This window comes from Burkholderia sp. 22PA0099 (genome assembly GCF_047497165.1).
Lineage (GTDB): Bacteria > Pseudomonadota > Gammaproteobacteria > Burkholderiales > Burkholderiaceae > Burkholderia.
In genome coordinates, this window is the sequence record NZ_CP163164.1 from 137,435 (window position 1) to 157,562 (window position 20,128).

Genomic DNA, 20,128 nt, shown 5'->3' on the forward strand with positions numbered 1-20,128 from the left:
CCTCAGTTCGACGCGGGCGAGGTGGCCGCCTGCGCCGAAGCGTCCGAAGCGTCCGACCCATCGGCCGCCGCCGGCTGGCTCGCGGCCTGGGCCTCGACCGGCTTCACCGTGTCGCCCACGCTCGCGAACTGCGAGCCGGCCACCACGATGCGCTCGCCCGCCGCCAGCCCGCCCGTCACGACCCACTGGTTGTTGTTCGCCGTGCCGCCGAGCGTCAGCGTGCGCTGCTCGACCTTGTTCTGCGCATCGACCACCAGCGCCGTCGCCTCGCCGCGCTGATCGTGCGCGACCGACTGCTGCGGCACGAGGATCGCCGTCTCGTTGATGCCCTGATCGATGACCGCATGCAGGTATTCGCCGGGCAGCAGCAGCTTTTCCGGGTTCGGCACGATGACGCGCAGCGTGATGGTGCCGGTGGTCGGATCGACGCCCACGCCCGCGAATTGCAGCGTGCCTTGGTGGGCGTAGGTCGTGCCGTCTTCCAGCGTGATCTTGACCTTCGCGTTGCCGTTGGCGTCCGTCTTGTAGGCGCCGCTCGCCAGCTTCTTGCGCAGCGCGAGCACGTCGGTGCTCGATTCCGTCACGTCCAGATACATCGGATCGTAGGCGTAGATCGTGGCGAGCGCGGTGGTCTGATCGGCCGTGACGAGCGCGCCCGGCGTGTAGGCCGAGGCGCTGATGGTGCCCGTCACCGGCGCCCTGACGCGCGTGTAGCCGAGGTTGATGCGTGCGCTTTCGAGCGCGGCCTGGTCCGCATCTATGGTGGCTTCGTCCTGCTTGAGCGTGGCTTCGGCGGTTTCGAGCGTTTCCTTGCTGATCGCATCGATCGCCGCGAGCGAGCGGTCGCGCTCGGCGATCGGCTGGGCCGACAGCAGCGCGGCCCGGGCCTTTTCCAGCTCGGCGCGATCGGCGTCGTAGGTGGCCTGATAAGGCGCCGGGTCGATCTGATAGAGCACCTGCCCTTCATGCACCACGCCGCCTTCGTTGAACAGGCGCTTCTGGATCACGCCCGTGACTTGCGGCGTGACGGGCGAGGTCAGGAACGACGTGGCGCGGCCGGGCAAGGACACGGATTGCGCGAACGGAACGATCCTGACCGTTTCCACGTTCACCGTCTGCACCTTCTTTTGCGTGCTCTTCTGATCGTGCGAGCACGCCGCCAACGTGCAGGCCAGCAGCACGATGCCCGTGCGACGCGGTGCGGAAAGCCGAATTTGCATGATGAAAGCCCCAATGCCGAGGGCGCGGTCCACGCCCGATGGGCCGAGTATGGGAAGCAAATTCGCAAGAAATTAGGAATGGCAGGCGCAGGCGATGGCCGGGCATTACGCGGGATTACTGGCGAAATCGTCATCCGCCGCGATGGATGGAGAACGGCGGGGCGGGGATCGTTCGCAAGTCCGCTTCGGTCTACTGATCAAACCACGCCTTGTCTTGCCACGGCTGCGGCGTCCGTCTCGCGCTGCCGCGCCCGATCCGCCTGCGTCCGCCCGTCATAGCCCCAATCGCTGCCGGCCACCTCCTTGATCACCACGTAGGTGGCGGCGTCGAGTTGCGCGATGGTTTCGCGCAGCAAGGCCATCGCGGCGGCAATGAAGGCGCGCTTCTGCGCCTCGTTGTTGGTGCCGGCGGTCACGCACACTTCGAGATGCGCCGCCGTGTGCCGCAGGCTCGCGCCGATGGTCCAGCGGTTCGAGATCGGCGTCTCGATCAGCACCGAGGTCAGTTCGTGCTGCTTCGCCAGTTCGTCGGCGATCAGCCGGGTCAGTTCGGTGGACAGATATTGGGCGTCGGCGGCGGACGGGGTTTGCGACAACGTCAATCGGGCAAACGGCATGGTGTTGCTCCTCAAAAGATGGTGCTGTCATATTATTTGAGGAATTCGCAAGCTTGCTTGCGTTCCATACCGGCCCAGATTTGAGTTTTTCTCATGATTCCCGACATCCCCTCCCCCTTGCTGCGCACCTTCGTGGCCGTGGTCGATTGCGGCTCGCTGGCGGCGGCGGCCCAGCGCATCGCGCGCAGCGAATCGGCGGTCAGCCTGCAGATCTCGCGTCTCGAAGCGATCGTCGGGCAGGCGCTGTTCGATCGCGACGGCCGCGCGCTGCGGCTCAATGGGTTCGGCGGCCTGCTGCTGTCGCATTCGCGCGCGATCCTCGGGCGCATCGACGCGGCCCGCACCGAACTGGCGCCCGACGCGGTGGCGCCGGTGCGAATCGGCGTGGTGCAGGATTTCGTGCCGGGCGTGCTGCGGCCGACGCTGGCCGAGGTGCGCGCGCTGACGCCCGAGGCGGCGTTCACGATCGTGATCGGCAGCACGGCGGAATTGCTGCAGGCGATGAGCGAGGACCGCATCGACGTGGCGCTGTGCGCCGGCGAGCCGTTCGGCGGCAACGTGGTCGCACGCCTGCCGATGCAGTGGTTCGGCGATGCGAACCTGCTCGACGGCGAGGTGGTGCCGCTGATCAGCATCGCGCCGCCGTGCCCGTTCCTGCTGGCGGCGCAACGCGTGCTCGATGCGGTGGGCCGGCCCTGGCGCGTGGCACTGACCACGCCGAGCCTCGACGGGCTGCGCGCAGCCTGCGAAGCCGGCATCGGCATCGCCTGCCGCACCGCGCCGGGGTTGGGGCTGCCGGTGTTGGCGGGCACCGCGCTGCCGCCGTTGCCCGAGATCGCGTATTCGACCATCGAGCGCCGTCACGACGGCGCCGATCCGGGGCCGGCCGCGCGTGCGATGACGGCGCATCTGGGTGCGCTGGTCGCGGGGATTTGAGATTTGAGCGGCGATCGGAACGCCGATCTTATTCGACCACCGAGCGCCGCCACGACAGCGCCGAGCCGGGGCCGCCCGCGCGTGCGATGACGGCGCATCTGGCCGCGCTGGTTGCGCCGACCCAAGCGCCAACCTCAACGCAAAGCCTCAAGCGCTCAAAACCAAACACCCCAGTCACCAACGCTCAACGCCCCGCGTCGCCCTGCCGGTACACCGCCGTCAATTCATCGAGCTGCACCTTGAGGGCAGGCTCCAACGCGTAGTCGGCGGCGGCCAGCGTGTCGGCCAGTTGCTCGCGGCGGCTCGCCCCGAGAATCACCGACGTGATCGCCGGGTTCGCCAGAATCCACGCCACGCCAAGCGTGGGCAACGCCACGCCGGCCGCCTGCGCCATCGCCTGCACCTGCTCGACCGTGCCGAACTCGCGGTCGCGCCAATAGCGGTTCTTGTACATCGCGCCGAACTGGCCCATCTCCGGCGAGAAGCGGCCCGCGCCCGGATCGTCGCTCTGCCGGTAGCGGCCGGTCAGCAGCCCGCCCGCCAGCGGGTTGAACGGATTGACGGCCAGCCCTTCCTCGCGCGCCAGCGGCAGCAGTTCGCGCTCGATCTCGCGAAACAGCAGGTTGTAGCGCGGCTGCACCGAAACAAACCGCGTCAGCCGCAGCAGCTCCTGCCGGCCGATCGCGCGCGCGAGCCGGTACGCGAGGTAATTCGACACGCCGATATAGCGCGCCTTGCCCGAGCGCACGATGGCGTCCATCGCCTCGACCGTCTCGTCCAGCGGCGTGGTCGCGTCGTCCACATGCAACTGGTAGAGATCGACGTAATCGGTATTCAGGCGGCGCAGCGACGCGTCCACCGCATCGAGCAGATGCTTGCGCGAGCCGCCCCGGTCCCACGGCAGCGGCCCCATCGGCGCGCCGCCCTTGGTCGCCAGGATGAAGCGCTGGCGCTTGTCCTTGAGCCAGCGCCCGGTGATCTCCTCCGAACTGCCCACCTCGTGCGGCAACGCCCCGCCCGGGTACATGTTCGCGGTATCGATGAAGTTCACGCCGGCCTCGGCCGCCGCGTCGAAGATGCGAAACGATTCGGCCTCGTCGGTCTGGTGCCCGAACGTGCCGGTACCCAGACACAGCCGCGACACCGACAAACCCGTACGTCCCAGTTGCGTGAACTGCATGACCACCTCCATGAGGAAACCCGCGAATCCCCCATGGATTCGCAAATATATCGATCACTATATTTCGAGCGTGGAGCCGTCGTCAAACGTTTTATATTGAATGCTATATTTGAGCCCGACGCCCGCAAACGAAAGGAAACGCATGATCCGGCCACGCATATTCGATGTCGACGCCGCGGTGGACACCGCCACCGACCTGTTCTGGCGGCAGGGCTACGAAGGCACCTCGCTGTCCGACCTGACGGGCGCGCTCGGCATCACGCCGCCGAGCTTCTATCACGCGTTCGGCAGCAAGGAGGCGCTGTTTCGCACCGTGCTGGAGCGCTACGGCGCGACGCGCCTGCAATACGCGGAAGACGCGGTGCAATGCGCGACGGCCCGCGAAGTGGCCGAGCAGATGCTGACGCGCTGGGCCGAGCTGTACACCGAGCCGGGCTTTCCGGCCGGCTGCCTGGCGTTCAATTGCTCGCTGGCGGGCGGTGGCCCGGAAAGCCTGATGGCGCAGGAGTTGGTCAGGCATCGCGACGCGCGTCGCGCGCGCCTGCGCGAGCGTTTCGAGCAGGCGCGGCAGGCGGGCGACCTGGCCGCCGACGCGAACCCGGAAGCGCTGGCGCGCTATCTGATGGTGCTGGGCTGGGGCATGGCCTCGGACGCCCGCACCGGCGCGAGCCGCCAGGCTCTGCTCGAGATGGTGGCGGTGGCCATGCAGGCGTGGCCGGCCTGACGGATCGGACGGATCGAAAGGCCCCCGCCATCGCGTAGGTCACCTGATTACATTTCTCCCCCGCACGTCCGTACATCCATCGGATCGAGGATCGATTCCTGCTTACCCGACCGCCTCGCCGCGCTGCCGCCGCCGAGGAAAGGAACGGTCACGCAAACGCCGCACATTCCCCTGAACTTTGCGCACGCCGCTCGCTCAGGTCCATGTACGCGCAACCAATTTCCCTCGTGCAAGCACGCTGCAAGCCGTTTGCAATGCCTGCGTTGCGCGTCGTCTCGTGGCACCGTCCGCCATCGTGCCCGGCGGCATTCTCCCGGCCGCCCCGTCAATCCCGCATCGGCTGTCCGATGCGCCAACCGGAGGGTTTCCCATGCGAATCCTGACACTTCCCCTCGCCGCGCTTTGCATCTCGCTGACAGGCTGCGCCGCTTATCGCACTCACGAAGCACGCGAAGTCCAGGACGGCAAACTGGTCGGCGCCAACATCCTCGACCTCGTGCAATCGGTCGGCATTCCCGACAAGACGATGAAGCTCGTCAGCACCGGCGGCGCCGACGACCGCATGACCGCGCAATGGAATTTCTCGAACGCCGACGCCGCGCTCGACCTCAACGTCGTGCTGCTCGACCTGAAGGTGGGCGGCGCGGGCAAATGCACCATGACGGCCACGGTCGACCGCTGGGGCGGCAAGGTGATGGCCGTGAATTTCCCGCAGGCGCACAGCGACAGCATCGGTTCGGACTACGGCGCCTGCGAGCCGCTCGTCGAGGAAGCGCTCAACCACATGCCGCACACGCCGATCAATCCGAAGTACGACGCGTTCGCGCTGGTGGGCGCGGCGAAGTAGCCCGGCCACGCGCCCGCGCTCAGGCGGGCGCGGCCTCCTCCTCGATGCCGAGCGCTGTCAGCAGCCACGCCTTGAACGTCTCGAAGGCCTCGTGGCGATGCGGGCGGCGCGGATGCACGAGGTAATGCCCGATGTCGTTCACCTCGCGCGTGGTGCGCTGGAACAGCCGGTGCCCGAGCAAATCCTCCATCTTGCGCACCGCGTGGCTGATCGCGCTCGGCGATGCGGCTTCGGAGCAGCGCTACGCGGCTTGAGTTTCGTCGGGATGTTGCTTCGTGGAAAACCGCCTTTCGGGGCGGTTTTTTATTGCAGCCGTCATGGCCGTTGATCAAAATCTCGACGCGCGTTTTCTACCGCGTCCAGATTGTTGGCCGCCCACACCCAGACTCCGCAAAATGCAGCGCCCAATGTGATCCCGAGGTCGGTGAGTTTGTATTCGACCTTCGGTGGCACGACCGGATACACCGTCCGTATCACCAGGCCATCACGCTCCATCGTGCGTAGGGTTTGTGTGAGCATTTTCTGGCTGATTCCCTCAACCAATTCGCCAAGTCGGCTGAAACGCAGCGGCGACTTTTCCGCGAGCGTGTCGAGGATCAGCATTGTCCATTTGTCGGCAACGCGGCCGATGAGATCTCTGACCAACGAAGCGATGCGAGGATCAAGATCGATCGACGGTGTCAGGCTCGCGTAATACTGCGCGGCGGCGATCTGTTCCTTGGTGAACTCCGGGACTCGTTCCACTTTCACACTCTCTTTTTGGTACGTATAGAACTTTCAGGTGCCTTCTTTCTTTTGAAGAGTGTACCGGGCAGACTACGCTCGTGCTCGACAAAACAGGGAGTGACATCATGAAAATGACAGGAAGAACCGTATTGATTACCGGCGGAACAAGCGGGATCGGCATGGAGTTGGCACGGCAACTCATCGCCAAGGGCGGCAATACGGTGATCGTCACCGGGAGGGACCCGGGCAAGCTGAAAGATGCACAGCGTGCCGTGCCGGGGCTGCATGCTTTTCAAAGCGATGTCGGCGATCCGGCGGATATCGCGTCGATATACAAAATCGTGTCCGAGCAGTTCCCGGCGTTGGACACCCTGGTGAACAACGCGGGAACGATGCGCAACATCGGGCTGGATCGGCAGTATCCGTTGAGTGACCTGACCACTGAAATCGATGGGAACTTGAAGGGCCCGATGTGGATGGTTCAAACTTTCCTGCCCTTGCTCATGAGGCGGAAAAACAGCTTGATCGTGAATGTTTCATCGGGTCTGGCATTTATTCCCTTCCCCGCGGCGCCGATATACAGCGCGTCAAAAGCCGCACTCCATGCCTATACGCAGTGCCTGCGGGCGCAGTTGGCCGGCACCGGTGTGTCCGTAGTCGAATTGGCGCCCCCGGGCACCGAAACGCCGCTGTTTCGAGGCGAGTTTGCCGAGGCGATGAAAAATGAAAAAGGCATGAATGTCGGCGTGCTCGCGAAACGCGCCATTGCAGGTATCGAAGCCGGGAAACTCGAGATTCGTCCTGGTGTGAGCAATGTCCTGAAGATCGCCAGCCGCGTTGCGCCGCAGTTCATGTTTCGGCAAATGGTCAAGCTCGGCCGTCCGAAACCATCCGGAGCCTGAGACGAGTGGCTTCGGCAATCGATGTTGCGCCTGCGCGTACGCCGAATCCGATACAAGAGATGTCGTTGTGGCGAAAGGGCAGGAACGGGAGCAACGGATCGAAAGCCGAAAGCCCGGATTGGTCGGATTGGCGGCTTCGACCCGGGGCGGCCGTTCGCAGAAAGCAAAAAATCAAAGATCCCCCCGAACCTCCCCCGTCCCCAACGCATTCCGTTGCCGATTGACCTCATCCCACAGCGCATCGCTATCGTCATCGCGCAACACGATCACCCAATCCAGCTGCTCTTCGGTCACGCCGAAGTACTCCAGGATTTCCTTGCGCGCGCCGTCCATGAACTGCGCGTACTCCGGCGTCGTCTGCGCTTCGGCATGCAGTGCGTCGTACTCCGAATCGTCCTCGCCGCCGCCGGCCTCGTCGATAAAGCGCGAGATCCACTGATCGCGTTCGTAGTCGTAATCGGCTTCGGCGCGCATCGCTTGCGCAGCCGTTTCGAAGTCCAGTTGAGCAAACGCGGCGATCGCCGCCATCGTTGCTTCGTCGAATGTCGTTGTCATTTCATCTCTCACAGTCGTCGCGCCGCATCATCGCGCAGCACGTTTCCAATCCCGCACGGCGCCTCCGCGCCACTCGCTCAACGCTTCCCCCGCCCGCCACCCGGTTTCCCCTGCGGCTTCCCGGCCGAAGGTTTGCCTGCCGCAGAAGGCTTCCTCGCAGAAGGTTTCCCCGCCACCTTCGCACGCGGCTTCTGCGTACTGAACGGGCTGCCGACCAACAACCGCCAGTCATACGCCTCGTCCGCATCCCCTTGCGCGCCGGAGCCGGTACCCGGCGCCACACCCGCCGCCTGCCCGCCCTTCGGCTTCTTCGGTTTCTTAGGCTTCTTGATGAGTTGCCCCGCCGCGCTGGTTTCCGGCACGCGATGCTCGGCCAAAAACCCCGGCTCCTCCTCGCGCGGCAGCGTCTTCCCGATCAGCGCTTCGATCGCGGCCAGATACGGCGCTTCATCCGCACACACCAGCGACACCGCCACGCCGCTCGCGCCCGCGCGGCCGGTGCGGCCGATGCGGTGCACATAGTCCTGCGCCACGATCGGCAGATCGACGTTGATCACGAGCGGCAGATCGTCGATGTCGAGCCCGCGTGCCGCCACGTCGGTGGCCACCAGCATCTGCACCTCGCCGGTCTTGAAGCGCTCCAGCGCACGCAGGCGCGCGGGCTGCGGCTTGTCGCCGTGAATGGTGTCGACGGCATAGCCAGCCTCGTCGAGCATGCCGGCCAGGTAATCGACGCCGTTGCGCGTCTTGACGAACACCAGCGCGTGCTTCCACTTGTTCCGGGCCACGAGGTGCATGAACAGGTCGGGCTTGTTGCGCTTGTCCACGGTCACCACCCATTGCTTGATCCGGGTAGCGGTGGTGTTCGGCGGGCTGACGCTGATGTCGACGGGGTTGCGCAGAATGCTCGCGGCCATCGCGCGGATGTCGTCGGTGAACGTGGCGGAGAACAGCAAGGTCTGGCGCTGCGCAGGCAAGGCCGCGAACACCGCGTTCAGCTCGCGCGAGAAACCGAGATCGAGCATGCGGTCGGCTTCGTCGAGCACCAGCGCCTGCACCTGATCGAACTGCACGGCGTTCTGGCGATTCAGGTCGAGCAAGCGGCCCGGGGTGGCGACCAGCACGTCCACGCCCTTGCGCAGCTTCATCATCTGCGGGTTGATGCTCACGCCGCCGTAGGCGGCCAGGAAGCGCAAGTCGAGCCCCTTGCCGTAATCGGCGAAGCTCTGCAGCAGTTGTTCGGCCAGTTCGCGCGTGGGCACCAGCACCAGAACGCGCACACGGTTGCTGGACACGGCCGGGCCGTTTTGCACGAGCCGCTGCAGCAGCGGCAGCGCGAAACCCGCCGTCTTGCCGGTGCCGGTGTGCGCCGCGGCCATGACGTCCTTGCCGCCGAGCACGGCGGGAATCGCCTTGGCCTGCACCGGGGTGGGCGTCTGGTAATTGAGATCCTGCACATTACGCAGCAACGGTGCGATCAGGCCGAGCGAGGCAAAAGACATGGGGGGTGTTCCGGGCGAAAACCGCAATTCTAGCGGTTGCCGCGCCGGCAGCGGCAGGCGCGCCGCGAATCCGCCCGCCGAAGGCGGAAGGCCGGGGCCGCCCGGCCGCTCAATCGTTGCGGCCGCCGAATGCCCTGGCGATCTTCCGATCGGTGTTGTATTGGCTCAATGCATACACCGACCAGATCGCGGCCGGCAGCCAGCCGATGATAGTGATCTGCAGCAGCAGGCAGATGATCCCGGCGAACGGCCGGCCGATCGTGAAGAACTGAAACCACGGCAACAGAATGGCAAGGACGAGGCGCATCGATTCGCTCCAGAGTGAAGTGCGTCGATGTTACGTCAACCGACTCGGGCCGGCCCGGAATCCGCCATCGCTTCGTGATCCGATGCTTCGCAATCAGAAGCGATCGGTCATCACCACCTTCACCACCGGATAGAAGCGCAGGTCGTGCGCCTTGTCGCGCAGTTGCTGCTCGGCCGCCGCCACGTTGTTCGCGCCGGCCGCGGTCGCGACCAGCGGGGGCACGTCGAAGCTGACGTGCGGCGTGCCATAGGCCACGCCGATGTCGGCAGCCACCGACAACCCGGCCTTGCCGGTCGGGCTATGGCCGAAACCGAAGCCGATGTAAGGCCGCACGGTCGGCCACTTGAGCTTGGCGGAAACCGTCTGGCCGAAGCCCGGCACGGTCACGCCGTTGAGGCGGTAGGTGCCGTTGGCGCCCGGCTCGGCCTCGCCCGTTATCTGGTCGCCGCCGATCAGCGCGCCCACCGTCAGGTGCAGCGGCACGTGCGTGGGGAACGGGAACACGTCGGCGAACACGCCGCCATGAATCAGCCGCACATGCGCGTTGTAGTCCTGCCCGTCCGACGAGAACTTGTGCGACAGCGCGAAGCCGCCCACTTCACCGCGCAGCGCGGTGTACGAGTTGAACGCGTGGCCGACGCCGACGCTGACGCCGTCGGTGCCGACGCCGCCATACACCTCGTTGGATTGGGCGCGCGCAGCCTGGCAGCCGAACGCAAAGGCGGCCAGCGCAGCAAGCGCGCACAGCCGGTTGAAACGCGGGACATTCATCGGATCATTCCTCAACGGGGCGAATCGAACTGGATTTATTTCGCAGTTCACAACAATCGGCGAGACTATAGCCGCCGATCCATTGACCGATTGCCCTGGTATGGAGGAGAAAACCCGCGCATTTCATCGAATGGTTTGACATTTCGGTGTCATACGATCCGGCACGGCGAAGCTGCCTCCGCGAGCGTCAGCCGCGCCGCACCAACGCCACCAGCAACGCGCCGCCGATCAGCGCGGTGATCACGCCGATCGGCAGGTCGTCGGGCGCGATCAGCGTGCGCGCCAGCACGTCGGCCCACACCAGCGCGATCGCGCCGCCCAGCCCCGCCAGCGGCAGCAGCCGCCCGTGCTCGGCGCCGAACAGGCGGCGGCACACGTGCGGCACCACCAGCCCGACGAAGCCGATCGCCCCGCTGACGGCCACCGTGGCGGCGGTCAGCAGCGAGCAGACCACGAACAGCTCGCGCCGCCGTGCCGAGACATCCACGCCGAGCGCGGCGGCGGCCACGTCGCCGCTGGTCAGTGCGTTCAGCTCGCGCCGCCGTCCGATCAGCAACAACGCACCCGCCGCGAGGCACACGGCCGGCACGGCCAGCAATGCCCAACGCGCGAGGCCAAGACCACCGAGCATCCAGAACAGCACCGACTGCGCCGCGCGCGGGTCGCCGAGATAGATCAGCAGATTGGCCATCGCCATCATCGCGAACGACACGGCCACGCCCGACAGCAGCAGCCGCGACGAATCGAGCCGCCCGGCCCGCGCGCCCAGCACGATCACCAGCGCGGTGGCGGCCAGCGCGCCGGCGAACGCGAACACCGACAGCGTGAGCCAGCCGAACGCCGCGCCGAACCAGACGGTGGCCGCCACCGCCCCGAGCGACGCGCCGGAACTGACGCCGAGCAGATGCGGATCGACCATCCGGTTGCCGGTGGCGGCCTGCAGCGCCACGCCGACCATCGCGAGCGTGGCGCCCACCAGCGCGCCAAGCAGCACGCGCGGCAGCCGGATCAGCCAGACGATCGTATCGATGCCGGGCGCGACGCCGGCCGCCGCATGACCGCTGAAATGGGCCAGCAGCACGCGCGCCACCGTGCCGGGCGCGATCGCCACCGGCCCGAGGCCGGTGGCGATCAGCATCGACGCGAGCAGCAACCACCCACCGAGCCAGCCCGCGGCCCGCATGCGCCTCGCCGCGCCCATCGTCGCCTGTCGCGTCATCGCTTACTTCCCGCCCGGCGCCGCGAACGCGGCAGGATGCAGGCCGCGCGCGAGCGTGTCGACGGCGTCCGCGTTGCGCACGCCGGGCGTGGCCTCGTCGTACGGCAGCACGACGAAGCGTCGCGCGCGAATCGCGGCGACGTTCGCCAGCGCCGGGTTGCCGGTCAGGTAGGCGATCTTCTGGGCGGCCGTCTGCGCGCCGTAATCGACGATCACGATCGCCTGCGGATCGCGCGCCACCACGCTTTCCCAGCCGACCGCCGCCCAGCTTTGCGCGAGATCGTCCATCACGTTGACGCCGCCGGCCGCGCGGATCAGCGCGTCGGGCATGGCGTAGCGGCCGGCGGTGAAGGGCTTGTCGCCGCCGCTGTCGTAGACGAACACGCGCACCGGCTCGACGCGCGGCCCGAGCACATGCGCCACCGCGGCCACGCGCGCCTGCATCGCGGCGATCGTCTGCGCGGCGCGCGGCGCGACGTCGAAGATCGCGCCGAGATTGCGCAGGTCGGCATACACGTCGTCGAACGATGCGGGCGGGCGCGGCATGATGTGCGAGCACGATTCGGTCAACTCGTAGGACGCGATGCCGAAGCGCGCCAGCGAATCGGGCGTGACCGGCCCGCCCACCCGCATCCCGTAGTTCCAGCCAGCCACGTACAGGTCGGCGCCGGCCGCGAGCAACGTCTCCAGCGCCGGGTACTGGCGCGCCAATTCGGGCAACCCGGCCAGTTGCGCGCGCAGCGCGGGCGTGGCGGTCTTCCAGCCGCCGATGCCGGTGTAGCCCGCCATCCGGTCGCGCAGGCCGAGCGCGAGCATCATCTCGGTCAGGTTCACGTCGTTGCTGACGGCATGCGCGGGCGCCTGCGCGAACGTCACGCTGCGGTTGCAGCTGTGCACGGTCACCGGGTAATGGCCGGCCGCGAACGCGGGCAGGCTCGTCAGCAGCGCGGCAGTACAAACGGCATGGGCGGCATGGCGAATCCGCCGGGCGCGCGGCCTCATCGGCGCGGTCTTCATTTCGTCAGTTTTCCTCATCGATGATCAACGTGACGCGCGGGTAGCCGCCGCGCGGATGCCGGTCCACCAGCGCATCCACGCCGTACACGGCCTTCAGCAGCGGCGCGGTCAGCACCGCCTCGGGCGTGCCCTGCGCAACGATCTCGCCGTCGGCCAGCACGAACAGCCGGTCGCAGAACGCGGCGGCGAGGTTCAGGTCGTGAAGGGTGGCCAGCGTGGTGATGCGCAGCCGCTTCACGAGCGCGAGCAGCGCGATCTGGTGGCGCGGGTCGAGGTGGTTGGTCGGCTCGTCGAGCATCAGCAACTCGGGCGACTGCACCAGCGCGCGCGCCAGCAACGCGCGCTGCCGCTCGCCGCCCGACAGCGTGGCGAACGCGCGCGCCTGCGCATCGGCCAGCCCGACGTCGGCCAGCGCCCGCGCGATGCGCGCCACGTCCTCGGCCGTGTCGCCGTCGAGCATGCGCTTGTGCGGCGTGCGCCCCATCGCCACCACCTGCCCGACCGTCAGCCCGAACTCGTCGGGCGGGTCCTGCAGCACCACGGCGATGCGCCGCGCGGCCTGGCGGCCGCTCAAGGCCCACACGTCCTCGCCGCCCACCGTCACGCGGCCCGCGTGCGGGCGCTCGTAGCGGAACGCGCAGCGCAGCACGCTGGTCTTGCCGCTGCCGTTCGGGCCGATCAGCCCGACCAGTTCGCCGGGCCGCGCATCGAGCGCGATCTGCCGCAGCAGCGCGCGCGCCGCGCCGGCCGCGCCGTCGGGCGTCCAGCTCAGGCCATCGATGCGCAGCTCGCTCATCACGCGTCCTCGTTCAGAACTTCAGCGTGGCGGTCACGCCGCCCGAGCGCGGCGCGCCGAGCAGCCATTCGCCGCCGTCGTTCTGGCTGGTTTCCGCGTAGACGCGGTTGGTCAGGTTGTGCAGATACAGCGACACGGTCAGGTCCTTGGTGGCGCGCCACGACGCCGAGGCGTCGAGCAGCGTGTACGACGGCAGATGCACGCTGTTGGCGGTGTCGCCATAGCGGCGGCCGACATAGCGCAGGCCCGCGCCCGCGCGCCAGCCCGGCGCGAAGGCCCAGTCCACCCAGAGGTTGGCGGTCTGCTGCGGGATGTTGATCGGCACGTTGCCGGCGCGCGATACGCTCGCGCCGCCCACCGATTCGTCGAAGTTGTCGTAGCGCGCGCGCAGGAACGCCGCGTTCGCATCGATCGACAGGCCGTGCGGCAATCGCAGCGCGCCGGTCCATTCCACGCCGCGCGACGATTGCTTGCCCACCTGGATCGTCTGCCCCGGGTTCTGCGGATCGGCGCTCAGGAGGTTGCGCTTGACGATCTGGTAGAACGCCAGCGTCCACGATCCGCGCCCGCCCGCGAACGCCTGCTTGAGCCCCGCCTCCCACTGCTCGCCGGTCGACAGGTTGAACGCGCTGCTCGATTTCGACAGCGTGATCAGCGAGCCGACGCCGTCGGTGCCGGTGGTGTACTGGCCGTACAGCGAAACATCGGGCGTCAGCGAGAATACCAGCCCGGTGCGCCAGCTCGTGTGGCCGAACGTCTTGTCGAACGACGACGCGCCGGCCGTGGCGGTGGCGAACGTGTCGCGGTGGAAGTCGAGGTAGTCGTAGCGCAGGCCCGAGATCCACGACAGCCGGTCGCTCAGTTCCACGCGATCCTCGGCGAACACGCCGGCCTGGCGCGTGTGCGTGCGGAACACCGGCACGGTGGCGTCGGGGCTGGCGAACACGCCCGGATCGAAGCCGAACGCGGGCACCACCGATTGCCCGCTGAACGGCGTGTTGCTGCCATCCACGAACGTCACGTCGTTGAACTCCGCGCCCACCACCAGCCGGTTCTGGCGGCCCGCCAGATGGCCGTCGAACGTGGCGTCGAGCCGGTCGCCCACCTGCCGCTCGTGGTGCGTGATCTCGATGTAGTCGCTGCGCAGCACCGAGCCGTCGTTCTGCAACGCGTAGCTTTCCGAATCGTGCCAGTGGCGGTCGGTCAGCATGCCGTACAGGCTGTTGCGCACCGTCACGCCGGGCGCGGCGCGCCAGGTGGCGCCCAGGCGCGCCCAGCGGTCGAAATACGAAATCGACGCGTCGCCGACGTTGTAGTTCTGCCGCGCGAACGCCGGGTTCAGCGCGCCGCCCTCGGTCGGCACGCCGAAATAGGTCATCGGCTTCTGGCGCGCGAAATCGTAGTCGAGCGTGAACGACAGCGCCGGATCGACGTCGAGCTTCAGCGCGCCGCCCACCGACGTGATGTGCGATTCGCCGCGCGGCACCCAGCCGTTCCGGCGGTCGTCGTTGACGTAGAAGCGGTACGACAGCATCGGCCCGAGCGCGCCGGTGGTGTCGAGCGCCACGCGTTTCTCGCCGTAGCTGCCCGCGCCCACCAGCACGGTGGTCGAGCGTTCGCGCTGCGGCGCCTTCGGCACCACGTTGATCACGCCGCCGATGCCGCCCTCGCCGTACAGCACCGAGGCCGGCCCGCGCAGCACCTCGATGCGGTCCACCTGCCAGGTGTCGGCCGGGAACGTCACGGTGCCGGCGCCGACCATCATGCGCGTGCCGTCGTACAGCGTCGTGACCGATTCGGGGCCGCTGAAGCCGCGCACCGACATCGCCGTGCCGCCGTTGCCGGGCGCGCCGTCGGCGGCGAAGCCGGCCGCGCGCGTGACGGCGTCGAGCACGGTGGTGTCGCCGCGTTCGCGCACGCGGTCGCCGGACAGCGTCTCGACGCTGGCGGGCGTGTCGAGGCTCGACAGCCCGAGCCGGCTGCCGGCGGCAACCGGCGTGCCGAGATCGGACCCGGCGGTGGCCGCGCGCGACGCGCCCACTGTGACGGCCGGCAAGGCGGTGGCGCCGTCGCGCCGCGCGGACGAAGCCGAGGACGCAGAAGACGGCGGTGCCGGGGCGGCCTCGTCGGCCAGCACGACGCGCGGCGCGCCGAACAGCGAGGCGACGGCGACCACGCCGGCGCAGGCGTGACGGGAGGCGGCGCGCGGCGCGCGGGTGGAATGGATGCGGAACGTGCGTTTCATGGTTGTCGGGGTGTCGGCGTGTAGCGGGCGCACCGGAGCCGGGCCGCGCGCATCGAGGCGCGGCCGCCGGCCGGTGCGAAAGGTGACGGAACGGGCATGGCGATTCGCCTCCGTCATCGCAGTCGATACGACGCGATGACGGCGAATCCGGCGAATCCGGCTGATCGGCTAGGCCGCCGAGCCACCATGCCTCGCACGGCGGCCAAGGCCATCGGCCCGGCTGGCCGGCACGCACACACGGGAAACACGCGACACGACAGGAAACACATCGGCGCGGCGCGCGCACGAAGGGCGGGCGTCGCGATATCGGACAGCTTGGATCACGCGGAAATCTCCTGGGGTTTCGCGCCCCGTTGGACAAACGAATGGACAAGGCGAAGCTCAGGTCTGGCTTCCGGCACGGCCGTCGGGCGACGGCACGACCGGTCACAGTGGCGCGACCGCGCGGGATTTGCACCCGCTTCCAAGCTAGGCGGCCGCCATTCTGGGGGAACAGAAACGGTGCCGCAAGCGCCGACAATCGGCGAACGTGGCGAAAAACCACCATTGCGCGCGAGATCAATTGTTAAATCGAGGGATTTCGCGGCGTTTTCGTTTTCTATGGCCCCGAATCGGCGCACGCAACGGCTATGATGCTGGACTCGCAATAATCGTTGCGAGTGTTGCATCCACCCCTATTTATCGCGGCGCAGTGCCTGCGCGCGATCCGGTAGCCGCGTGACGGCAAAATCGTCACGCGCCGGCTACCGTTTGAAAAACATGCACGGTTCGTACAATTTTTTACTGGTAGTCGTGTCGTTCGCGGTCGCCACCCTTGCGTCCTACACCGCGCTCGATCTGACCAGCCGCATCGCCCTGCTCGGCCGCTCGCCGCTGCGCCATGCCTGGCTGGCCGGCGGCGCGGTGGCGATGGGCACCGGCATCTGGTCGATGCATTTCATCGCGATGCTGGCGTTCACGCTGCCGATCCCGCTCGGCTACGACATCGTCGATACCGCCTACTCGCTGGCGCTCGCGGTGATCGTCTCCTACCTGGCGCTCTACTACACCACCCACAACCACACCAACCGGCTCGACCTGGCGATCAGCGGCACGCTGATGGGCGGCTGCGTGGCGGGCATGCACTACACCGGCATGGCCGCGATGCACATGCAGCCCGGCATCCACTACCAGACCGGCTGGCTGGCCGCCTCGCTGGTGATCGCGGTGGCGGCCTCGATCGCCGCGCTGTCGATCGCGCGCACCTTGCGCCACGATCAGCGCCAGTCGGCGATGCGCGCGCGGATCGGCGCGGCGCTCGTGATGGCGGTGGGCATCAGCGGCATGCACTACGCCGGCATGGCCGCCGCCGAATTCCCGCTCGGCAGCATGTGCGGCGCGGCCAGCGGCATCGATTCGGCGTGGCTCGCCACCACCGTCTCGCTGTTTACCGTGGTGATCCTGGTGGTCACGCTGCTGCTGTCGCGCATCGACGCGCGCAACACCCGCCTGTCGCGCGCCGTCACCAACCTGAACGGCGAAATCGTGCGGCTCGCCACGCTCGACACGCTGACCGGCCTGCCGAACCGCAGCACGCTGAATTCGCGGATCGTCGAGGCGATCGACCAGGCGCGCCGCCATCAGACCGGCTTCGCCGTGCTGTTCATGGATCTCGACGGCTTCAAGGCGATCAACGATTCGCTCGGCCATTCGGTCGGCGATCAGGTGCTGGTGTCGTTCGCGAACCGGCTGCGCGCCTGCGTGCGCAACATCGATACCGTGGCGCGGCTCGGCGGCGACGAATTCGTGGTGCTGGTGGAGCCGATCAACGGCGCGGTGGACGCGCGCCTGATCGCCGAAAGCGTGCTCGACCGCACCCGCGACAGCGCCTGGAGCAGCGAAGCGCCGCTGCTGGTCACGCCGAGCATCGGCATCGCGCTGTACCCGCGCGACGGCGACAGCGTCGATACGCTGCTCAAGCACGCCGACGCCGCCATGTACGAGGCCAAGCGCGCCGGCCGCGGCACGTTCCGCTTCTTCGAAGTGGGCATGAACGACGCCGCGCTGCGCACGCTGCAGATCCAGCAGGCGCTGCACGAGGCGCTGTCGAACCATTACTTCTCGCTCAACTTCCAGCCGAAATTCCACGGCGCCACTCATGCGCTGACCGGCGCCGAGGCGCTGATCCGGCTCCATCACCCGACGCTCGGCACGCTCGCGCCGCTCGATTTCATCCCGATCGCCGAGCGCTCCGGGCAGATCGTGCCGATCGGCTATTGGGTGGTGCGCGAGACCTGCCGCCAGATCCGCGCCTGGGCCCGGGCCGGGCTGCCCGAGATCAAGGTGGCCGTGAACCTCTCGACGCGCCAGCTCGCGCAGCCGGGGCTGGCCGCCGCGATGCTGGAGATCGTGCGGCACGAGGAGGTCGCGCCGCAGCAGATCATCTTCGAGATCACCGAAACGATGGCGATGCAGGACGCCGAGCACACCATCGTGGCGATCCGCGATTTCCAGACCAACGGCTTCGAGATCGCCATCGACGATTTCGGCACCGGCTATTCGAGCCTGGCCTACCTGCAGCGCTTCCGCGTCAAGCAACTGAAGATCGACCGCTTCTTCACGAACGGGCTGGATCGCCACGGCAAGGAAGGCGCGGCGATCGTCTCGGCGATCATCGCGCTCGCGCATTCGCTCGACATGGACGTGGTGGCCGAGGGCGTGGAAACCATCACCCAGCTCGACAAGCTCAAATCGCTGGACTGCGACGAAATGCAGGGCTTCCTGCTCGGCCTGCCGCTGACGGCCGAGGCGTTCGAGGCACTGATCCGCGAGCGCTCGGGCAACGGCGCGGCGACGGTGGCCTGAGCGGGCACGCGCCGGGATCGGAAGGGAAGAAAGGGAAAGGGTCGAAGCGGGAACACTGCGAGACAGCAACGGGGACGGCGAACGCCGCCCCCTTCAAACCGGTTACAGCGCCTCCTGGCACAGCACCATCATCCGCTGCACCATCGTGGACGCCTCGTTCAACTCCATTTCGCTCGTGAACAGGGCGGTCACGCTCGACAGGCGCACCGCGATGCCCGCGCCGAGCAGATCGCGGCTGGCGATCTTCAGCGCGAGCTGGCCGATGCGCACGCGATCGAGCCAGCCCATCGTGACCTGCTGCTTGTCGAGCCAGCGGCGGCAGCAATCCACCACGTGGTCGACGCGCCACTCCTGCGTCAGGGCATACGACGCGGCGGCAATCGCGACGAGATAGCACAGCAGCTCGGGCCGCGCGCTCGCCATATCGCTGAATTCGGGTTTGTTCATGCGGTGGACCTTCGATGTGTTGCACGACGTCGGCGTCAAGTATGACCGAACCCCGGTAAAACAAGCCCGAAGGCGTTGCGCGCGAGAGACGGCCCGCGTGCGCCGCTTGCCAGGCCCCAAAACAAAGCGCCGGGCCAGCGCGTTCGCGCAGGCCCGGCGGTGTGCCGGCGGGGTGTGCCCTGTCGCTCAGCTTCCCGGTTTCCCCGGCTCGGCGTCGCCGCGCAGCAGGGTGAAGCGATTCTGATCGAATAGATAGTAGTAGGTTCCGTTGCCGGTTTCATCGCGATTGCCGCGCACGATCACCAGCTTGCTGTCGCGCCGGAAGCCCACCGGCTCCTCGACGTCGGGATTCCAGCAGCACACGGTGAACGGCAGCCAGACGGTCAAGCCGGTGTTGGCGTCCACCGCCACCGCCATCACGCACGACGCCCCGCAGCCCCAGGTGCTCAACGTGTAGTGCCCGGCGAAATTCGGCGCCTTGCCGCTCAACTCGCGCAGCCGCGACGCGAAGCGGCGATCCTGCGTGGAGCGGATCGCCGTGGCGACGATGGTGCCGTGCCAGTCGGCCGCGGGGAAATTGTCGAAACGCGGTACCGGGTTGGCCGCCAGCGCCAGTTTCGCCAATCCGGCGAACACCAGCACGGCGGCGCCAAGGCGCAGGACAGGCATCGCGTTCAATCGCTCAATACCAGTGGTGGATTTCCCAGAATTTCCTGGCATGCGCCGCGCTGTGATAACGGCCGTAGATATACCGCAGCCCGCCCTGCGCTTCCTGCACCGCAATCCCGAACGAACTCACGCCATTCGGATTCAAACCATACTGCGCGCGCAACAAGCGGAACAGGCCGCGCGCCGACGAATCCTGGCTGCGCGAATTGACCACACCGCTCGATTCCTGCGCCATGATCCACAGCAAATCGCCAAAATCGGTCGGGGGCGCCTTTTCAAGCGCGATCGCATTGCGCAGCGCCATTTGCGAAGCCGGCGGCACCGTGGACGGATCGACCGTCACCCAGCCCTGCTTGCCGGACGGGCGCGGAGAAAGGGGATTCGATTGTGTGCTCGGTGCGTCGGCCATCGTCGTATTCCTGAGTGAATTGCGGTCATTCCGAATCGGTCGACGGCGACTATAAACGTAAATATCTTCAGCGTAAATCCAACCACCGGCCTTGAAATCGTTTCGATGATTACCGGTTCTTTGAATGGGGAAAAATTGCCGTGCGATTTTAAGATTCCATTTTGAATCGGTAAATTTCACTTTTTAATCGATGTG

General features: G+C 67.2%; 21 protein-coding genes and 1 riboswitch. Of the genes, 5 read left to right on the forward strand and 16 right to left on the reverse strand.

Annotation, left to right across the window (positions count from 1 at the left end):
* Positions 1–2: 2 nt before the first annotated feature.
* Together AB4851_RS00630 and AB4851_RS00635 are read right to left on the reverse strand one after the other, a co-directional pair.
* Positions 3–1,220 carry an efflux RND transporter periplasmic adaptor subunit gene (locus AB4851_RS00630; RefSeq protein ID WP_414447998.1) on the reverse strand — a complete coding sequence of 406 codons (1,218 nt, stop codon included), beginning with the start codon at positions 1,218–1,220 and terminating at the stop codon, positions 3–5.
* Positions 1,221–1,417: 197 nt separating this feature from the next.
* Complete coding sequence (locus AB4851_RS00635) at positions 1,418–1,837, reverse strand: tautomerase family protein (RefSeq protein ID WP_414447999.1); 420 nt, start codon at positions 1,835–1,837, stop codon at positions 1,418–1,420.
* Between the two features lie 93 nt (positions 1,838–1,930).
* Here AB4851_RS00635 and AB4851_RS00640 point away from each other — a divergent pair, with 93 nt between their 5' ends.
* Positions 1,931–2,773: a LysR family transcriptional regulator gene (locus AB4851_RS00640; RefSeq protein ID WP_414448000.1), complete on the forward strand. Its 843-nt coding sequence runs from the start codon at positions 1,931–1,933 to the stop codon at positions 2,771–2,773.
* Between the two features lie 184 nt (positions 2,774–2,957).
* Here the strand turns inward: AB4851_RS00640 and AB4851_RS00645 are convergent, their stop codons facing one another.
* Positions 2,958–3,953: an aldo/keto reductase gene (locus AB4851_RS00645; protein WP_414448001.1), complete on the reverse strand. Its 996-nt coding sequence runs from the start codon at positions 3,951–3,953 to the stop codon at positions 2,958–2,960.
* A gap of 142 nt (positions 3,954–4,095) precedes the next feature.
* Here AB4851_RS00645 and AB4851_RS00650 point away from each other — a divergent pair, with 142 nt between their 5' ends.
* Complete coding sequence (locus AB4851_RS00650) at positions 4,096–4,677, forward strand: TetR/AcrR family transcriptional regulator (protein WP_414448002.1); 582 nt, start codon at positions 4,096–4,098, stop codon at positions 4,675–4,677.
* A gap of 370 nt (positions 4,678–5,047) precedes the next feature.
* Complete coding sequence (locus AB4851_RS00655) at positions 5,048–5,524, forward strand: hypothetical protein (RefSeq protein WP_414441465.1); 477 nt, start codon at positions 5,048–5,050, stop codon at positions 5,522–5,524.
* A gap of 19 nt (positions 5,525–5,543) precedes the next feature.
* Here the strand turns inward: AB4851_RS00655 and AB4851_RS00660 are convergent, their stop codons facing one another.
* Both AB4851_RS00660 and AB4851_RS00665 read right to left on the reverse strand, forming a co-directional pair.
* The gene (locus AB4851_RS00660) at positions 5,544–5,714 is read right to left on the reverse strand and encodes a hypothetical protein (protein WP_414448003.1); all 171 of its coding nucleotides are present in this window, start codon (positions 5,712–5,714) and stop codon (positions 5,544–5,546) included.
* A gap of 125 nt (positions 5,715–5,839) precedes the next feature.
* The gene (locus AB4851_RS00665; protein ID WP_414448004.1) at positions 5,840–6,268 is read right to left on the reverse strand and encodes a winged helix-turn-helix transcriptional regulator; all 429 of its coding nucleotides are present in this window, start codon (positions 6,266–6,268) and stop codon (positions 5,840–5,842) included.
* 107 nt (positions 6,269–6,375) lie between these two features.
* Between AB4851_RS00665 and AB4851_RS00670 the strand changes: the two genes are divergently transcribed.
* Complete coding sequence (locus tag AB4851_RS00670; RefSeq protein ID WP_414448005.1) at positions 6,376–7,152, forward strand: SDR family oxidoreductase; 777 nt, start codon at positions 6,376–6,378, stop codon at positions 7,150–7,152.
* A gap of 171 nt (positions 7,153–7,323) precedes the next feature.
* Here the strand turns inward: AB4851_RS00670 and AB4851_RS00675 are convergent, their stop codons facing one another.
* The 8 genes from AB4851_RS00675 to AB4851_RS00710 form a co-directional block, all read right to left on the reverse strand.
* Positions 7,324–7,707 (reverse strand): ATP-dependent protease, encoded by a 384-nt coding sequence (locus AB4851_RS00675; RefSeq protein ID WP_414441461.1) that lies wholly within the window; start codon positions 7,705–7,707, stop codon positions 7,324–7,326.
* A gap of 77 nt (positions 7,708–7,784) precedes the next feature.
* Complete coding sequence (locus AB4851_RS00680) at positions 7,785–9,209, reverse strand: DEAD/DEAH box helicase (protein ID WP_414448006.1); 1,425 nt, start codon at positions 9,207–9,209, stop codon at positions 7,785–7,787.
* A 109-nt stretch (positions 9,210–9,318) separates the two neighbouring features.
* Positions 9,319–9,516, reverse strand: a complete 198-nt coding sequence (locus AB4851_RS00685; protein WP_414441459.1) for a YqaE/Pmp3 family membrane protein — start codon at positions 9,514–9,516, stop codon at positions 9,319–9,321.
* A gap of 93 nt (positions 9,517–9,609) precedes the next feature.
* Positions 9,610–10,287, reverse strand: coding sequence for a hypothetical protein (locus tag AB4851_RS00690; protein ID WP_414448007.1), 678 nt, complete (start codon positions 10,285–10,287; stop codon positions 9,610–9,612).
* Between the two features lie 187 nt (positions 10,288–10,474).
* Positions 10,475–11,488: a FecCD family ABC transporter permease gene (locus AB4851_RS00695; protein WP_414449207.1), complete on the reverse strand. Its 1,014-nt coding sequence runs from the start codon at positions 11,486–11,488 to the stop codon at positions 10,475–10,477.
* A gap of 21 nt (positions 11,489–11,509) precedes the next feature.
* A complete protein-coding gene (locus AB4851_RS00700) occupies positions 11,510–12,523 on the reverse strand; it encodes an ABC transporter substrate-binding protein (RefSeq protein WP_414448008.1) in 1,014 nt (337 codons plus the stop codon).
* 4 nt (positions 12,524–12,527) lie between these two features.
* A complete protein-coding gene (locus tag AB4851_RS00705) occupies positions 12,528–13,319 on the reverse strand; it encodes an ABC transporter ATP-binding protein (RefSeq protein ID WP_414448009.1) in 792 nt (263 codons plus the stop codon).
* 13 nt (positions 13,320–13,332) lie between these two features.
* Complete coding sequence (locus AB4851_RS00710) at positions 13,333–15,564, reverse strand: TonB-dependent receptor (protein ID WP_414448010.1); 2,232 nt, start codon at positions 15,562–15,564, stop codon at positions 13,333–13,335.
* A 385-nt stretch (positions 15,565–15,949) separates the two neighbouring features.
* A riboswitch (cobalamin riboswitch) is annotated at positions 15,950–16,029 on the reverse strand.
* 294 nt (positions 16,030–16,323) lie between these two features.
* Here AB4851_RS00710 and AB4851_RS00715 point away from each other — a divergent pair.
* The gene (locus AB4851_RS00715; protein ID WP_414448011.1) at positions 16,324–18,408 is read left to right on the forward strand and encodes a putative bifunctional diguanylate cyclase/phosphodiesterase; all 2,085 of its coding nucleotides are present in this window, start codon (positions 16,324–16,326) and stop codon (positions 18,406–18,408) included.
* Positions 18,409–18,510: 102 nt separating this feature from the next.
* Here AB4851_RS00715 and AB4851_RS00720 read toward each other — a convergent pair whose 3' ends face one another.
* The 3 genes from AB4851_RS00720 to AB4851_RS00730 form a co-directional block, all read right to left on the reverse strand.
* Positions 18,511–18,855, reverse strand: a complete 345-nt coding sequence (locus tag AB4851_RS00720; RefSeq protein WP_414441453.1) for a hypothetical protein — start codon at positions 18,853–18,855, stop codon at positions 18,511–18,513.
* Positions 18,856–19,041: 186 nt separating this feature from the next.
* Complete coding sequence (locus tag AB4851_RS00725) at positions 19,042–19,524, reverse strand: hypothetical protein (RefSeq protein WP_414441452.1); 483 nt, start codon at positions 19,522–19,524, stop codon at positions 19,042–19,044.
* Between the two features lie 13 nt (positions 19,525–19,537).
* Positions 19,538–20,113 carry a hypothetical protein gene (locus AB4851_RS00730; RefSeq protein WP_414441451.1) on the reverse strand — a complete coding sequence of 192 codons (576 nt, stop codon included), beginning with the start codon at positions 20,111–20,113 and terminating at the stop codon, positions 19,538–19,540.
* Positions 20,114–20,128: the final 15 nt, after the last annotated feature.

What these genes read in the sequence shown, in the direction of transcription:
- AB4851_RS00630 (WP_414447998.1), bottom strand. Translation starts at nt 1,220, where the DNA reads ATGCAAATTCGGCTTTCCGCACCGCGTCGCACGGGCATCGTGCTGCTG.
- AB4851_RS00635 (WP_414447999.1), bottom strand. Translation starts at nt 1,837, where the DNA reads ATGCCGTTTGCCCGATTGACGTTGTCGCAAACCCCGTCCGCCGCCGAC.
- AB4851_RS00640 (WP_414448000.1), top strand. Translation starts at nt 1,931, where the DNA reads ATGATTCCCGACATCCCCTCCCCCTTGCTGCGCACCTTCGTGGCCGTG.
- AB4851_RS00645 (WP_414448001.1), bottom strand. Translation starts at nt 3,953, where the DNA reads ATGCAGTTCACGCAACTGGGACGTACGGGTTTGTCGGTGTCGCGGCTG.
- AB4851_RS00650 (WP_414448002.1), top strand. Translation starts at nt 4,096, where the DNA reads ATGATCCGGCCACGCATATTCGATGTCGACGCCGCGGTGGACACCGCC.
- AB4851_RS00655 (WP_414441465.1), top strand. Translation starts at nt 5,048, where the DNA reads ATGCGAATCCTGACACTTCCCCTCGCCGCGCTTTGCATCTCGCTGACA.
- AB4851_RS00660 (WP_414448003.1), bottom strand. Translation starts at nt 5,714, where the DNA reads ATGGAGGATTTGCTCGGGCACCGGCTGTTCCAGCGCACCACGCGCGAG.
- AB4851_RS00670 (WP_414448005.1), top strand. Translation starts at nt 6,376, where the DNA reads ATGAAAATGACAGGAAGAACCGTATTGATTACCGGCGGAACAAGCGGG.
- AB4851_RS00675 (WP_414441461.1), bottom strand. Translation starts at nt 7,707, where the DNA reads ATGACAACGACATTCGACGAAGCAACGATGGCGGCGATCGCCGCGTTT.
- AB4851_RS00680 (WP_414448006.1), bottom strand. Translation starts at nt 9,209, where the DNA reads ATGTCTTTTGCCTCGCTCGGCCTGATCGCACCGTTGCTGCGTAATGTG.
- AB4851_RS00685 (WP_414441459.1), bottom strand. Translation starts at nt 9,516, where the DNA reads ATGCGCCTCGTCCTTGCCATTCTGTTGCCGTGGTTTCAGTTCTTCACG.
- AB4851_RS00690 (WP_414448007.1), bottom strand. Translation starts at nt 10,287, where the DNA reads ATGAATGTCCCGCGTTTCAACCGGCTGTGCGCGCTTGCTGCGCTGGCC.
- AB4851_RS00695 (WP_414449207.1), bottom strand. Translation starts at nt 11,488, where the DNA reads ATGGGCGCGGCGAGGCGCATGCGGGCCGCGGGCTGGCTCGGTGGGTGG.
- AB4851_RS00700 (WP_414448008.1), bottom strand. Translation starts at nt 12,523, where the DNA reads ATGAAGACCGCGCCGATGAGGCCGCGCGCCCGGCGGATTCGCCATGCC.
- AB4851_RS00705 (WP_414448009.1), bottom strand. Translation starts at nt 13,319, where the DNA reads ATGAGCGAGCTGCGCATCGATGGCCTGAGCTGGACGCCCGACGGCGCG.
- AB4851_RS00710 (WP_414448010.1), bottom strand. Translation starts at nt 15,564, where the DNA reads ATGAAACGCACGTTCCGCATCCATTCCACCCGCGCGCCGCGCGCCGCC.
- AB4851_RS00715 (WP_414448011.1), top strand. Translation starts at nt 16,324, where the DNA reads ATGCACGGTTCGTACAATTTTTTACTGGTAGTCGTGTCGTTCGCGGTC.
- AB4851_RS00720 (WP_414441453.1), bottom strand. Translation starts at nt 18,855, where the DNA reads ATGAACAAACCCGAATTCAGCGATATGGCGAGCGCGCGGCCCGAGCTG.
- AB4851_RS00725 (WP_414441452.1), bottom strand. Translation starts at nt 19,524, where the DNA reads ATGCCTGTCCTGCGCCTTGGCGCCGCCGTGCTGGTGTTCGCCGGATTG.